At 61.1% G+C, this 13132-nt stretch carries 15 protein-coding genes; 7 read left to right on the top strand and 8 right to left on the bottom strand.

Annotated elements, in window-relative coordinates; genetic code table 11:
* Positions 1 to 4: 4 nt before the first annotated feature.
* The 3 genes from Q8X51_RS09040 to folE2 are packed head-to-tail and all read right to left on the bottom strand — an operon-like array spanning position 5 to position 2426.
* Entirely contained in the window at positions 5 to 871 is an 867-nt protein-coding gene (locus Q8X51_RS09040; RefSeq protein ID WP_065926780.1) for a metal ABC transporter permease, read from the bottom strand.
* A complete protein-coding gene (locus Q8X51_RS09045) occupies positions 871 to 1539 on the bottom strand; it encodes a metal ABC transporter ATP-binding protein (protein WP_407693734.1) in 669 nt (222 codons plus the stop codon). The genes Q8X51_RS09040 and Q8X51_RS09045 overlap by 1 nt, the downstream gene beginning before the upstream one ends.
* Positions 1536 to 2426, bottom strand: coding sequence for a GTP cyclohydrolase FolE2 (gene folE2, locus Q8X51_RS09050; protein WP_074848019.1), 891 nt, complete (start codon positions 2424 to 2426; stop codon positions 1536 to 1538). The genes Q8X51_RS09045 and folE2 overlap by 4 nt, the downstream gene beginning before the upstream one ends.
* Before the next feature lie 127 nt (positions 2427 to 2553).
* Here folE2 and Q8X51_RS09055 point away from each other — a divergent pair, with 127 nt between their 5' ends.
* Positions 2554 to 3765 (top strand): N-acetylmuramoyl-L-alanine amidase, encoded by a 1212-nt coding sequence (locus Q8X51_RS09055; protein WP_407693733.1) that lies wholly within the window; start codon positions 2554 to 2556, stop codon positions 3763 to 3765.
* Here the strand turns inward: Q8X51_RS09055 and Q8X51_RS09060 are convergent.
* Complete coding sequence (locus Q8X51_RS09060) at positions 3762 to 4130, bottom strand: glutamine synthetase (protein WP_065926777.1); 369 nt, start codon at positions 4128 to 4130, stop codon at positions 3762 to 3764. The genes Q8X51_RS09055 and Q8X51_RS09060 overlap by 4 nt on opposite strands.
* A gap of 126 nt (positions 4131 to 4256) precedes the next feature.
* Between Q8X51_RS09060 and dksA the strand changes: the two genes are divergently transcribed.
* From dksA to Q8X51_RS09080, 4 genes are read left to right on the top strand one after another with little or no spacing between them, the layout of a single operon-like run.
* Complete coding sequence (dksA, locus tag Q8X51_RS09065) at positions 4257 to 4661, top strand: RNA polymerase-binding protein DksA (RefSeq protein WP_137211738.1); 405 nt, start codon at positions 4257 to 4259, stop codon at positions 4659 to 4661.
* Between the two features lie 27 nt (positions 4662 to 4688).
* On the top strand, positions 4689 to 5894 hold the full coding sequence (gene zigA, locus Q8X51_RS09070) for a zinc metallochaperone GTPase ZigA (protein WP_065926775.1): 1206 nt from the start codon (positions 4689 to 4691) through the stop codon (positions 5892 to 5894).
* A complete protein-coding gene (locus Q8X51_RS09075) occupies positions 5894 to 6538 on the top strand; it encodes a DUF1826 domain-containing protein (RefSeq protein ID WP_065946436.1) in 645 nt (214 codons plus the stop codon). The genes zigA and Q8X51_RS09075 overlap by 1 nt, the downstream gene beginning before the upstream one ends.
* Positions 6539 to 6583: 45 nt before the next feature.
* Entirely contained in the window at positions 6584 to 7546 is a 963-nt protein-coding gene (locus tag Q8X51_RS09080; RefSeq protein WP_065926773.1) for a CobW family GTP-binding protein, read from the top strand.
* On the opposite strand, the gene Q8X51_RS09085 is transcribed toward Q8X51_RS09080, so the two are convergent.
* Positions 7540 to 7935 (bottom strand): DUF3301 domain-containing protein, encoded by a 396-nt coding sequence (locus Q8X51_RS09085; RefSeq protein WP_065926772.1) that lies wholly within the window; start codon positions 7933 to 7935, stop codon positions 7540 to 7542. The genes Q8X51_RS09080 and Q8X51_RS09085 overlap by 7 nt on opposite strands.
* A 117-nt stretch (positions 7936 to 8052) precedes the next feature.
* Here Q8X51_RS09085 and pdxY point away from each other — a divergent pair, with 117 nt between their 5' ends.
* Positions 8053 to 8925, top strand: coding sequence for a pyridoxal kinase PdxY (pdxY, locus tag Q8X51_RS09090; protein ID WP_065926771.1), 873 nt, complete (start codon positions 8053 to 8055; stop codon positions 8923 to 8925).
* Between the two features lie 55 nt (positions 8926 to 8980).
* Here the strand turns inward: pdxY and Q8X51_RS09095 are convergent, their stop codons facing one another.
* The gene (locus Q8X51_RS09095; RefSeq protein ID WP_003177014.1) at positions 8981 to 9466 is read right to left on the bottom strand and encodes an acyl-CoA thioesterase; all 486 of its coding nucleotides are present in this window, start codon (positions 9464 to 9466) and stop codon (positions 8981 to 8983) included.
* 291 nt (positions 9467 to 9757) lie between these two features.
* On the opposite strand from Q8X51_RS09095, the gene Q8X51_RS09100 reads away from it, so the two are divergent.
* Positions 9758 to 11521 (top strand): cation:proton antiporter, encoded by a 1764-nt coding sequence (locus tag Q8X51_RS09100; RefSeq protein WP_053127534.1) that lies wholly within the window; start codon positions 9758 to 9760, stop codon positions 11519 to 11521.
* A 75-nt stretch (positions 11522 to 11596) separates the two neighbouring features.
* Here the strand turns inward: Q8X51_RS09100 and Q8X51_RS09105 are convergent, their stop codons facing one another.
* Both Q8X51_RS09105 and Q8X51_RS09110 read right to left on the bottom strand, forming a co-directional pair.
* Positions 11597 to 12004 (bottom strand): SMI1/KNR4 family protein, encoded by a 408-nt coding sequence (locus Q8X51_RS09105; RefSeq protein WP_017739032.1) that lies wholly within the window; start codon positions 12002 to 12004, stop codon positions 11597 to 11599.
* A 133-nt stretch (positions 12005 to 12137) separates the two neighbouring features.
* A complete protein-coding gene (locus Q8X51_RS09110) occupies positions 12138 to 13007 on the bottom strand; it encodes a Tim44 domain-containing protein (protein ID WP_074848015.1) in 870 nt (289 codons plus the stop codon).
* Positions 13008 to 13132 lie beyond the last annotated feature (125 nt).

Below are 13132 nucleotides of genomic sequence, written 5' to 3' on the forward strand. Positions count from 1 at the left end.
CACCTCATTGGGATGTAAGCAAAGGCGGGCGGCGCAGCAAGCCGTGCACCGGACCGAAGACCACGGACAGCAGGTACCCACCGCCAGCCACCAGCACAATCGCCGGGCCGCTGGGCAGCGAGAAGTAGAACGACAGCAACAAACCCAACCACACCGACAGGCATCCCAGCACCGCCGATACCGCGATCAACACCGGCAGGCGCCGACTCCAGAAGCGTGAAGCGATGGCCGGCAACATCATCAAACCCACCACCATCAAGGCGCCGATGGCCTGGAAGCCAATCACCAGGTTCAGGACCACCAGGGTCAGGAACAAGCCGTGGGCCAGGGGGCCAAGGCGGCTGACGGTTTGCAGGAACAGCGGGTCGAGGGTGTCCAGCAGCAGCGGTTTGTAGATCAGCGCCATGGCGATCAGGCTGAACCCGGACACCCAGAGCATGCCGGTCAGGGTGGTTTCGTCGACGGCCAGGGCAGAGCCGAACAGCAGGTGCAGCAAATCCAGGCGCTTGCCGGCAAGGCCCAGGATCAACACGCCGGCGGCGAGGGAGATGGGGTAGATGGCCGCCAGGCTGGCGTCTTCGCGCAGGCCGGTGCGGCGGGTGATCCACGCCGAGAGGCCGGCCATGCCCAGGCCAGCGCCCAGGCCGCCGATGGTCAACGCGGGCAGGCTCAAGCCCGCGAACCAGAAGCCCAGTGCGGCGCCGGGCAATATGCCGTGGGCGACGGCGTCACCGATCAGGCTCATACGGCGCAGGATCAGAAATACGCCGAGCGGGGCGGTGCTGCAGGCGAGCACCAGACCGCCGATCAGGGCGCGACGCATGAAGACGAAGTCGAGGAAGGGCATCCACAGGTGGGCGGTGAAGTGCATCAGGCCACCTGCATGTGCGGCTGCGGGCGGATCAACTCTTTGCTGGGGCCGAATACACAGCCACTGCTTTTGATTTGCACCACTTGTTGGGTGTGTTGGCGTACGGAGGCCAAGTCATGGCACACCACCACCAACGTTCGGCCTTCGGCGTGCCAGGCGTGGATATGGCTCCAGCACAGGGCCTGGCCTTCTTCGTCCAGAGCGGCATGGGGCTCGTCAAGCAGTAACACTGGCGACTCGGCAAGGCTCATGCGAGCGAGCAATGCGCGTTGTAGTTGGCCGCCTGACAACGCCATCAATGGGCGCTGTTCCAGGCCACTGAGGCACCATTCTTCCAGCACCTTCTGCAGGCGCTGGCTGCGTTGTTGCGGGGTGAGCCGCGTGCCCCAGAAACCGGCGGCGACCAGTTCTTGCAGGCTGATGGGGAACTGACGATCAAGGTGCTGTTGCTGGGGCAGGAACGACAGGCCACCTCGGCGTGGAACATCCACGGTCACTTTGCCCGCCAACGATTTTTGCAGGCCGGCGATGACTTTGAGCAGGCTGCTTTTGCCGCAGCCATTGGGGCCGATCACGCCGGTGAGGCTGCCTTTTTCCAGGGTGAAATCCACGGCGGGTGTCAGCGGTTGGCCAGGGGCGCCCCAGCGCAAAGCAGTGCAGGTGATCATGCAGGGTTTCTCGTCCAGCGGCTTTCAGCCACGGCATCGTGCGCGTGCAGGCTTTCGGCGTGGATCACTTTGAGGTGGAAGGCTTTGACCGCATCCGAGCGTTTCAAGGCGAGGTTAAGGCGGCGGGCGGCGTCTTCGCAGAACATCAGGTTCTGCCCGTTGGCCAAGGCAAAGGCTTGTTCGTCCGCGCGTTTTACGGCGGTTTGTACGGCGGTGCCGAGGGCGGCTTCGGCAGCGTTGATCAGCTCCGTCAGCGCCAGATGCTCGCCTTGCAGGTGCACGTGCAACTGCGCGCTGCTGCGCTGGCTGTGGGGCGTGGCGACGATACCGTTAGCGCTGCCGAGCCAGGTCAGCACGTCTTCATGCTGCAACGGCGTGTTGCCGAAGTCTTGGAGAAATTGCTGCTGAATCAACTGCCTGGCGAGGGCGGCGGAACAGGGGCAGGTTGAAGAATAGGTAACGTCAATTTTTAGTTCCACGTGGAACATCTGGTTTTCCAGGCGCGCTTCGATGCTCACCGGGTAGCCCTTCCAGCCGGCCAATGGGCTGACCAGCGCCGGGCGTTTCAGCAGTAAATTCGTGTGCAGACGCAGGTAGGCGTTCTTAGATAAATCTTCATGACTGTCGAGAAACCGCTGCAGTACATTGCGCAGAAGTGCAGGCGTAACGGGCAGCTGTTCGAGCATCTCCAGTGTCAGGTACAGGCGTGACATATGAATGCCACGAGCGGTGCCATCGTCCAGGCTGACGCCGGCATCGGCGCTGGCGCTCAGGCGTTGGCCGTCAATGAGGATCGGCAGGGCGATGCCGCACATGCCCACCCAGTCGAGTGGCAAGGCTTGGCGTGAAGCCTGCGCGGCAATATCCGGCAGAGTCAGCGCATTCATAAGCAGGTCCATCGTTGGAAATAATTCGACATGTTATAGTATAACAATAGAATCGACGATGAATTTTCTGCCCGGCCTTTTTTCACTCATGTGGAGTACGGACACTCCTCCATTTGCGGTATTTGTCATGCACAGACGTCAGCTCCTCAACCTGCTCCTGGCCAGCCCTTTGTTTGCTTTGCCGTTCGCCGCCCACGCGACCCAGATCCGCAATGCACGCCTATGGCGTTCGGACGACAAGCTGCGCCTGGTGTTCGACCTTAGCGGCCCAGTGCAATACAAGACGTTCTCTCTGACTGCCCCGGAACGCCTGATCATCGACCTGAGCGGCGCAGGCCTCAGTGGTGACTTTTCTCAACTTGAGCTGAAGAACAGCGGGATCACCTCGATTCGCTCGGGGCATTTCGGCAAGGCGGATACGCGCATCGTGCTCGACCTGGCCGCGCCGATGCAGCTCAACAGCTTTGTATTGCCGCCTCAGGACGGGCAGGGCCATCGCCTGGTGCTGGACCTGACCAGCGCCACCCGTGCACCGCGTCAAATCGCGGCTGAGGCGGTGCCCTTGGTGGCCGCGGTGGACAAGGCGCACCCCAAGCGCGACATTATCGTGGTGGTCGACCCCGGCCACGGCGGCAAAGACCCCGGCGCTGTCGGGTCCAAGGGCCAGCGCGAAAAAGACGTGGTGTTGTCTATTGCCCAACTGCTGGCCAAGCGTTTGAAGCGCGAAAAGGGTTTTGACGTGAAACTGGTGCGTAACGACGACTTCTTTGTGCCGCTGCGCAAGCGCGTGGACATCGCCCGTCAGCACAAGGCCGATATGTTCATCTCGGTGCATGCCGATGCCGCGCCACGGCTCACTGCCTCGGGCGCCTCGGTGTATGCGCTGTCGGAGGGCGGCGCGACCTCGGCCACGGCGCGCTTTATGGCCCAGCGTGAAAACGGCGCGGATTTGCTGGGCGCCACCACGTTGCTCAATCTCAAGGATAAGGACCCGATGCTGGCCGGGGTGATTCTTGATATGTCGATGAACGCCACCATCGCCTCCAGCCTGCAACTGGGCAGCTCGGTGCTGGGGAGCCTGCAAAGCATCACCAGCCTGCATCAGAAGCGTGTGGAACAGGCGGGGTTCGCGGTGCTCAAGTCACCGGATGTGCCGTCGATCCTGGTGGAGACCGGGTTTATCTCCAATGCCCAGGACGCCCAGCGCCTGGTGACGGCGCGCCATCAACAGGCGGTTGCGGATGGCTTGTTCGAAGGCCTGAAAAATTACTTCCAGAAGAACCCGCCGATGAACAGCTACATGGCCTGGGTTCAGGAACAGAAGAATGCCCAGGCCTAACAGCCGGTAATTCGGCTGCACGTGAATTTGGCAGTGGCGCCCCCGGAGCTGGAAAACCGGTTGATCGTGGTCCAGCCCACGCGCCGCGTGTAGCCAACCCATGCTTCTCCATCCGACGCCAAACCGGTAAAGAACGTCAGTTGCCCGTAGCGGCTGTTGGTTTGTGCCCAATAACGTTTCCCGATCACCTCGAAACCACGCAAATACGTGGTGGTGCCCACCGTCGCCACGCTGTAGGCATTGCCCAGGGGGTCCACACAGGCCAACAGGTTGGCGCTGCGCGTGCACTTGGCCAGCAAGCTTGGCGCTTCGGCACAGGCAGGCCCCGCGACTGCCAGTAACAGGGCGCACACCAGGTATTTCATAGGGTGTCTCGGGACTGGGAAGTGTTCAAGCATTGCGCCCTTCGTCGTAACGAGCAAGGGGGATTGGCTTATTTGTATTGTTATACTATAACATAAAAACACAGCCTGACCCGTGAACCGATCCCCATGACCGAACAAGACCTGCTGGCCCAACCGCCCGCCGACTACATGAATGAAGCCCAGCAGGGCTTTTTCCGCGAACTGTTGCTGACTCAACGCCATGAACTGCAAGCGCGCATCGAGGGCGAATTCCTGGTGCTGCGCGAGCAGGAGCCCAACAGCGACCCGGCCGATGTGGGCAGCGCCGAAGAACAGCGCCAGTGGCAACTGCGCCTGCTGGAGCGGGAAAAGAAGCTCCTCGACAAAATCGACGACGCCCTCGAACTGCTGGTCCGCGGCGAATACGGCTGGTGCCGCGAAACGGGCGAGCCCATCGGCCTGCAACGCCTGCTGCTGCGCCCCACCGCCACCCTGTGTATCGAAGCCAAAGAACGTGAAGAGCTGCGCGAACGCCATAAACGGGCGATTTGACCGGCCAACCCTGATGAGGATTACCTGATGCCCAATCGTCTCCCCGTTACCGTGTTGTCCGGCTTTCTCGGCGCCGGTAAAAGCACGCTGCTCAACTACGTCCTGCGCAACCGCGAAAACCTGCGCGTGGCGGTGATCGTCAACGACATGAGCGAAATCAACATCGACGGCAGCGAGGTGCAGCGTGACGTCACCCTCAACCGTTCCGAAGAAAAACTGGTGGAGATGAGCAACGGCTGTATCTGCTGCACCTTGCGTGAAGACTTGCTCGAAGAAGTCGGAAAACTCGCCAAGGAAGGTCGCTTCGATTACCTGCTGATCGAATCCACCGGGATCTCCGAGCCGTTGCCGGTGGCTGAAACCTTCACCTTCCGTGATGAAAACGAGCAAAGCCTGGCCGATATCGCGCGCCTGGACACCATGGTCACCGTGGTCGACGGCATGAACTTCCTGCTCGACTACCAGGCTGCCGAAAGCCTCGCCTCACGGGGCGAAACCCTCGGAGAGGAAGACGAACGCTCGATCACCGACCTGTTGATCGAGCAGATCGAATTCGCCGACGTGATCCTGATCAGCAAGATCGACCTGATCAGCAGCCATGAGCGCGAGGAACTGATGGCGATCCTTGAACGTCTCAACGCCCAGGCGGAAATCATCCCGATGGTCATGGGCGAAGTGCCGCTGCACAAGATCCTCAACACCGGCCGCTTCGACTTCGAACGCGCCGCGCAGGCGCCGGGCTGGTTGCAGGAGTTGCGGGGTGAACACGTGCCGGAAACCGAAGAGTACGGCATCGCTTCCACGGCCTATCGCGCACGTCGCCCCTTCCACCCGCAACGCTTCTTCGACTTTATCGACCGGCCTTGGGTCAACGGCAAATTGCTGCGTTCCAAGGGCTTTTTCTGGCTGGCCAGCAAGCATCAGGATGCGGGCAGTTGGTCCCAGGCCGGTGGCTTGATGCGCCATGGGTTTGCCGGACGCTGGTGGCGCTTTGTGCCGAAAAGCCAATGGCCCCAGGACGAAGAAAGCGTCGCCGCCATCATGGGCAACTGGCAGCTCAGTACTGGCGACTGCCGTCAGGAACTGGTGTTTATCGGACAAAACATCGACTTCGCGCGGATGCGTGCCGAGTTGGACGCGTGCTTGCTCACCGATGAAGAACTGGCCCTGGGTGTCGAAGGTTGGCGCCTGCTGGCTGATCCGTTTGGTCCCTGGTATGAAGAGGCCGCCTGATGCTGGAACCGCTTATCCCTTTGCGCCAGGTGGTTCGCCAGACCCGTGGTGAAACCCCGCTGGCGCTGTCCGATATTCTCGAAGACGGCGTGAACCTGGCGCTGTGGCAGCGCCAATTGCCGTTGCATATCGCCGAGTTCGGCGCCTTGCTGGTTGCGCTCAATGAGCCGTTGGCCGAGTCCTTGGTGATCGAACTCAACAACGAAGACGCCGAGCCGAACCTGTGCGGTCTGGCGTCCAGCTGCCGCGATCTTGAAGGCTACGAAGGTTTTATCGCCGATGTGTCGTGGCTGGTCAGCGCCTTTGCGTGCCTGCTCGGCGCCAAGCGCATCGGTGTGCGCCTGCGGCTGCTGGATAAAGCCATGTGCCCGCGTTTCCACGTTGACCATGTGCCGGTACGGCTGATCACCACCTATGCCGGCATCGGTAGCCAGTGGTTGCGCGAAGGGGTGATGGACCGACGCAAGCTCAGCCAACCGGACGCCGAACCGCGCCAGCGCATCGAACAGATCCAGTGCGGTGAAGTGGCCCTGCTCAAAGGCACCAAATGGCACGGCAACGAAAACCACGGCCTCATCCATCGCTCCCCGGCGTTGAAAGCGAATGAGCGCCGATTGATTCTGACGCTGGATTGGCTCGCGTAACCGCGTAGAGATCAAACCCTCTACACGGTCCGAACGATGGCACCCATGCTGCAGAACATTCCCACCCACGTGATTGCCGGGCCCTTGGGCGCCGGCAAGACCAGCCTGATCAAGCACCTGCTTGCCCAACGTCCGGCCAACGAGCGCTGGGCGGTGTTGATCAACGAGTTCGGCCAGATCGGCCTGGACGCTGCATTGCTGACCCTGGATGACGATGGCATTGCCCTGGGTGAAGTCGCCGGTGGCTGCCTTTGTTGTGTGAATGGCGCACCGTTCCAAGTAGGCCTGGGCCGGTTGCTGCGTAAGGCCAAGCCGGATCGGTTGTTTATCGAACCCTCGGGCCTGGGGCATCCTGCGCAGTTGCTCAAGCAGTTGCGCGAAGCGCCGTGGCAGCAGGTGCTGGCGGTTCAGCCCTGTGTGTTGGTACTGGATGCCCAGGCGCTGGCAGCGGGCAAACCCTTGCCGCCAGCGCAGCAGGAAGCGTTGGCCAGTTCCGGGCTGTTGGTGTTGAACAAGGATGAGGGGTTGGATGCTGCGCAACGCGAGGCCGTCGAACGACAGCTACCCGATCGGAACATTTATTGGACGCAGCAGGCGTACGTGCCACTCGGCAAACTGCCAGGCTTGAATGCGCAGGCTGAAGCGGCTGTGGATAACTTCGTGGTGCCCAAGGGGCTGGCTCAATTGCCGGCTATCTGGAGTGATCCGAGCGTGCCGATTTGCCTGAGCCAGGCCCAGGAGGGCGGTTGGAGTATCGGTTGGCGCTGGCACCCGAGCCAGCAATTCGATTCCGAGCGTTTGCATCTGTGGCTGACATCCCTTGAGTGGCGCCGCGCCAAACTGGTTATCCACAGCCGTGATGGGTGGATCTCGGCCAACGCTGTGGATAACAGCCGGTTCGCCTGGCAACCCAGCGAATGGCGTCGCGACTCACGTATCGAACTGATCTTCAGCGCACCACAGGACGTGGCCGCGTTGCAGATCGCACTGGCCGCCTGCCGTTACTGACGGTTCTTGGTGGCGTGGTCCTGGCGCCATTGGCTCAGCTCGATCACATTGGCGCTGGGCAGTGCTTCCTTGACCTCGAACGGGTAGGGCGCCAGTTCGATCTGCGCACTGTGGGCGCCGAATTGCGTGATGGTCCCGCTGTGACGGGTCTCGCCCGTGACGGTGAACTCGAAATTGTAGATACGCGCCAGACGCCGCCGACCGTTGGCATCCTTCACAAAACCGATGCGCTTCAACGCCACGGCGCCGTCGAGCAATTCGATATCGAGCTTGGCGCAATGCTGCTTGACCCGCGCCAACGCCCGCTCTCGCAGGCCGTGGTTGTGCCATACCCAGGCGGCGCCGGTCGCCAGCAGCATCAACACGAAGATGTTTCCCAGGGTCAGCATGCGAAAAACTCCAACAAAGTGAGAGCAGCTTAACTGTGTCGTCGGTCTGTCGTACAGGCTGCGTTTAGTCGCATACTGCGCGGCCAGAATTTCAATGGCTTTACGGAAATCTCCTGCATGAAACGCACACCTCATCTGCTTGCGATCCAGTCTCATGTGGTCTTTGGCCACGCCGGAAACAGCGCCGCCGTGTTCCCCATGCAGCGGGTCGGGGTGAACGTCTGGCCGCTGAACACGGTGCAGTTCTCCAACCATACCCAGTATGGTCAGTGGGCGGGCGAAGTGCTGGCGCCGCAGCAGATTCCTGCGCTGGTGGAAGGCATTGCCGCCATCGGCGAGCTGGGCAACTGCGATGCGATTCTGTCTGGCTACCTGGGTAGTGCGGATCAGGGCCGCGCGATTCTTACCGGTGTGGCGCGCATCAAGGCCATCAACCCCAAGGCCCTGTACCTGTGCGACCCGGTGATGGGCCATCCGGAAAAGGGCTGCATCGTGCCGCAGGACGTCAGCGATTTCCTGCTGGATGAAGCGGCGGCCATGGCCGACTTCCTGTGCCCCAACCAACTGGAACTGGACAGCTTTGCCGGGCGCAAGCCGCAATCGCTGTTCGACTGCCTGGGCATGGCCAAGGCATTGCTGGCCCGTGGCCCGAAGGCGGTGCTGGTCAAGCACCTGGATTACCCGGGCAAGTTGCCGGATGGTTTCGAGATGCTGCTGGTAACTGCCGAGGGCAGCTGGCACCTGCGTCGGCCGCTGCTGGCGTTCCCGCGCCAGCCGGTGGGCGTGGGCGACCTGACGTCGGGGCTGTTCCTGGCGCGGGTGTTGCTGGGCGACAGCCTGTTGGCGGCTTTTGAGTTCACGGCCGCGGCGGTGCACGAAGTGCTGCTGGAAACCCAGGCCTGCGCCAGTTACGAGCTGGAACTGGTCCGCGCCCAGGACCGCATCGCCCATCCTCGCGTACGTTTCGAGGCGACGCCGATCAGCCTGTAAGTACACAGAACCCAATGTGAGAGGGGGGCAAACCTCCCACATTTTTTGGTTGGACTTACAGCGCGTCAGCCTTGATTTCCTGGTAGCGCTTCTCAAGCTCCTGGCGGATCTGCCGGCGCTGCTGGGCCTGCACGAACCGGCGCTTGTCTTCACTGTTATGGGGTTGCAGCGGTGGCACGGCAGCGGGTTTACGCTGGTCGTCCACGGCCACCATGGTGAAGAAGCAGCTGTTGGTATGACGCACCGAGCGCTCGCGGATGTTCTCGGTCACCACCTTGATGCCCACTTCCATCGACGTATTGCCGGTGTAGTTGACCGACGCAAGGAATGTCACCAGCTCGCCGACATGGATCGGTTCGCGAAAAATCACCTGATCCACCGACAGCGTCACCACATAGCGACCGGCATAACGGCTCGCGCAGGCGTAGGCCACTTCATCGAGGTACTTGAGCAAGGTGCCGCCGTGGACATTGCCTGAGAAGTTGGCCATGTCAGGGGTCATCAATACCGTCATCGACAGCTGGGCGTTTCCGGGTTCCATAGCACACTCACGGGTTGTAGGCATTGGTTGGGTGGCACCTCTGCGGGTGCTGGGATCTTTGCAGCGCCATCCCTTACGGGACGCCGGTGGGCGGCTTGCCGTCACGCGTTCACCGATCTGTTTCCATATATTGCACCGGCTTTCCGGCGGAAGTCGCGGTGTTAACCTTCAAAAGCCCATCTCAGGGCATTTCTTACGATAAAGGCAGACTTTTCCTTCCGCATTTTGCGATTTTTCAAAGGCGCGTGCGGAAGTGGGGAAAGCGCCAGTACCCTCAAGGAGCCCCTCGCCATGCACGCCATCAGCTTTATCCAGGACTTGGCTGTGATCATGCTGGTGGCAGGGGTGGTCACCGTCCTGTTTCACCGCCTCAAGCAACCTGTGGTGCTGGGGTACATCGTCGCCGGCTTCATCATTGGCCCGCACACCCCGCCGTTCGGACTGATCCACGACGAAGACACCATCAAGACCCTCGCCGAACTGGGGGTGATCTTCCTGATGTTCTGCCTGGGCCTGGAGTTCAGCCTGCGCAAGCTGTTCAAGGTGGGGGCCACGGCGTTTATCGCGGCCTTCCTGGAAATCATCCTGATGATCTGGATCGGCTACGAGATTGGCCGCTGGTTCGACTGGAACACCATGGACTCGCTGTTCCTCGGCGCGATCCTGGCGATTTCCTCCACCACCATCATCGTGAAGGCACTCAATGACCTGAAGATGAAAAACCAGCGCTTCGCCCAACTTATTTTTGGCGTGCTGATTGTGGAAGACATCCTTGGCATCGGCATCATCGCCTTGCTCTCGAGCATCGCCGTCAGCGGTACGGTGAGCTCCGGCGAGGTGTTCTCCACGGTCGGCAAGCTCTCGCTGTTCATGATCGTCGCGTTGGTCATCGGTATTTTGCTGGTGCCGCGCCTGTTGGCCTACGTGGCCAAATTCGAAAGCAACGAAATGCTGCTGATCACCGTACTGGGCCTGTGTTTCGGTTTCTGCCTGCTGGTGGTCAAGCTGGAGTACAGCATGGTGCTGGGGGCGTTTCTGATCGGCGCGATCATGGCCGAATCCCGGCAATTGGTTAAGATCGAGCGCCTGATCGAGCCGGTTCGCGACATGTTCAGCGCGATCTTCTTCGTGGCGATCGGCTTGATGATCGACCCGCAGATCCTCCTGCAATACGCCTGGCCGATCGCGGTGATCACCGTGGCCGTGGTGCTGGGCAAGATGCTGTCCTGCGGCCTGGGTGCCTTTATCGCCGGCAATGATGGTCGTACCTCACTGCGGGTAGGCATGGGGCTGTCACAAATTGGCGAGTTTTCCTTCATTATCGCCGCGCTGGGCATGACCTTGCAGGTGACCAGCGACTTCCTGTATCCGGTGGCGGTGGCCGTTTCGGCGATCACTACGCTGCTCACGCCGTACCTGATTCGCGGCGCCGACCCTTTGTCATTGAAGATCGCCGCCGTGATGCCCAAGCGTATGAGCCGGGTGTTTGGCATGTACGGCGAATGGTTACGCAGTATTCAGCCGCAAGGCGAGGGCGCCATGCTGGCGTCGATGATCCGCAAGATCATCCTGCAGGTGGGCGTGAACCTGGCGCTGGTGATCGCGATTTTCTTCGCCGGAAGCTTTTTCGCGGTGCGCATTGGTGGGTACCTGGAAGGTTGGATCAGTGATCCAAGCTGGCAGAAGGCGTTGATCTGGGGTGGGGCATTGCTGTTGTCGCTGCCGTTCCTGATTGCGGCGTACCGCAAGCTCAAGGCGCTGTCGATGTTGCTGGCGGAGATGAGCGTGAAGCCGGAAATGGCCGGGCGACATACCCAGCGTGTGCGACGGGTGATTGCGGAGCTGATCCCGATTTTGTCGCTGCTGGTGATCTTTGTGCTATTGGCAGCCTTGTCGGCCAGTATTCTGCCGACCAACAAGTTGCTGGTACTGATTGCCGTGGTCACGGCGGCGGTGGCGGCCGTGCTCTGGCGATGGTTCATCCGTGTGCATACGCGGATGCAGGTCGCCTTGCTGGAGACGCTGGATAACCATAAGGATACGCCGGAACACTAGTGGGGGCCGCTATGCGGCCCGGCGCGGGACAAGCCCGCTCACCACCGCAAGCCCGTTCGCCACGGGGGTCAGGTCTCAGCTTTCCAGCCAGACGTCCCGCGCCCAGTGCCACACCGATTCCCAGGTCTCTTCGGTGACGAGTTCTTCTTCGCCGGACCACAGCACCACGGTGCCGTCTTCTTCGACGCAGTAGTAATCGTCACCGTCCTGGCAGATCGGGATCATGCTGCGGTCAACACCGGCATCCCAGGCGTTGGCAGCCACGTCCGGCAGGTAGGTGTGGGATTGCGGGTCGGTGACGGTCACCGGCTCCAGGCTGCCGTACACCACATCGCTGACGGTCAGCAGGAATTCACGAAAGACAAACGGGATGTCGATGAACAGCTGTTCCTCGATTTCCACCAGTTGATCTTCGTCAGGCAACTCCAGAGGAACCGGAACCGGTTCATTGGCTTCACGCAATTGTTCGATGATTTCTTCCACGGCCGGGATCCTCTTGCTGATGGCGCGGTTTATAGGGGCGTTTTATACAGTAGCTCGCCATAAGTGCAACCGTGAAATAGAAAACCCCGGACAGGTCCGGGGTTTTGTTACGGCTTGCTCAAGCGCGTGGGTATCAGCCGTTCTGGCGGATACCGGCGACCAGCCATGGCTGGTTGTCGCCTTGGGCACGTTCCATGTTCCAGCTTTCGCTGAACACTTCACCCTGGTCGAAACGCGAAGTCTTCGACACGCCACTGAAGGTCAACGTTGCGATGGTCTTGTCGGCGCGATCATCCACACCTTCCAGTTGCACGTGCAGGTCGTCGATATAGGTCGACTGGAAGCCGTCGCCCAGGTCGGCGCGTTCGCGCTTGAGGAACTCCAGCAGTTGCGGGGTCACGAACTCGGAGATCTTGTCCATTTCGTTGGCGTCCCAGTGCTGCTGCAGGGACTGGAAGTGGCTGCGGGCCGCTTCGACGAAACGCTCTTCGTTGAACCACGCCGGTGCGTTGATCACCGGGCGGGCTGCGGCAGGCGCTGCCGAACCACCGAAGATCGAACCCATGGCTGGCTTCTGCTCGAACACTTCACGCTGCATCGGCGCGCCGGCCGGAGCCATTTGCTCCTGCTGCTTGCGGCGACGGGCGGCGATGAAACGGAAGACCAGGAAGGCGATGACCGCCATGATCAGGATGTCGAAGATCTGCATGCCCTGGAAGCCGCCGCCCATGAACATGGAAGCGAGCAGGCCACCGGCCGCGATACCGGCCAGAGGGCCCAACCAGCGCGAAGCACCGCCGGCCTTGGCAGCGGCGCCGGCAGCCCCGGCTGCGCCTGCGGTAGCGGCAGCACCGCCGGCACCGGCGGATGGAGCCATTTGGCTGGTCTGGTGAGTCGGCGCCGCGCCCGAGCTTTTGCCGCCACCGAAGCGTTTGGCGTTGGCGTCGAGGCTCATCGTCAGGCCGATGCACAACGCCATGGCGATGCTAAGAAAACGTTTCATAAAGGGAATTCCCATTTGTGGATTGCACGCGCGCCATGTTGCACAGGTGTAGTGACAGTGGCTAGCGACATAATGTTTCGGGCTTTTGCGTAAGACCGAATCAGAATGGTCTGTAGGACGTATTA

The organism is Pseudomonas sp. Yb2C2 (assembly GCF_052112325.1).
Classification (GTDB): Bacteria; Pseudomonadota; Gammaproteobacteria; order Pseudomonadales; family Pseudomonadaceae; genus Aquipseudomonas; species Aquipseudomonas marginalis.

Coding starts and splice junctions, on each gene's coding strand:
- Q8X51_RS09085 (WP_065926772.1), bottom strand. CDS start 7,935: ATGCTGACCCTGGGAAACATCTTCGTGTTGATGCTGCTGGCGACCGGC.
- Q8X51_RS09045 (WP_407693734.1), bottom strand. CDS start 1,539: ATGATCACCTGCACTGCTTTGCGCTGGGGCGCCCCTGGCCAACCGCTG.
- dksA (WP_137211738.1), top strand. CDS start 4,257: ATGACCGAACAAGACCTGCTGGCCCAACCGCCCGCCGACTACATGAAT.
- Q8X51_RS09060 (WP_065926777.1), bottom strand. CDS start 4,130: ATGAAATACCTGGTGTGCGCCCTGTTACTGGCAGTCGCGGGGCCTGCC.
- Q8X51_RS09110 (WP_074848015.1), bottom strand. CDS start 13,007: ATGAAACGTTTTCTTAGCATCGCCATGGCGTTGTGCATCGGCCTGACG.
- Q8X51_RS09075 (WP_065946436.1), top strand. CDS start 5,894: ATGCTGGAACCGCTTATCCCTTTGCGCCAGGTGGTTCGCCAGACCCGT.
- folE2 (WP_074848019.1), bottom strand. CDS start 2,426: ATGAATGCGCTGACTCTGCCGGATATTGCCGCGCAGGCTTCACGCCAA.
- Q8X51_RS09040 (WP_065926780.1), bottom strand. CDS start 871: ATGCACTTCACCGCCCACCTGTGGATGCCCTTCCTCGACTTCGTCTTC.
- Q8X51_RS09055 (WP_407693733.1), top strand. CDS start 2,554: ATGCACAGACGTCAGCTCCTCAACCTGCTCCTGGCCAGCCCTTTGTTT.
- Q8X51_RS09095 (WP_003177014.1), bottom strand. CDS start 9,466: ATGGAACCCGGAAACGCCCAGCTGTCGATGACGGTATTGATGACCCCT.
- Q8X51_RS09080 (WP_065926773.1), top strand. CDS start 6,584: ATGCTGCAGAACATTCCCACCCACGTGATTGCCGGGCCCTTGGGCGCC.
- pdxY (WP_065926771.1), top strand. CDS start 8,053: ATGAAACGCACACCTCATCTGCTTGCGATCCAGTCTCATGTGGTCTTT.
- zigA (WP_065926775.1), top strand. CDS start 4,689: ATGCCCAATCGTCTCCCCGTTACCGTGTTGTCCGGCTTTCTCGGCGCC.
- Q8X51_RS09100 (WP_053127534.1), top strand. CDS start 9,758: ATGCACGCCATCAGCTTTATCCAGGACTTGGCTGTGATCATGCTGGTG.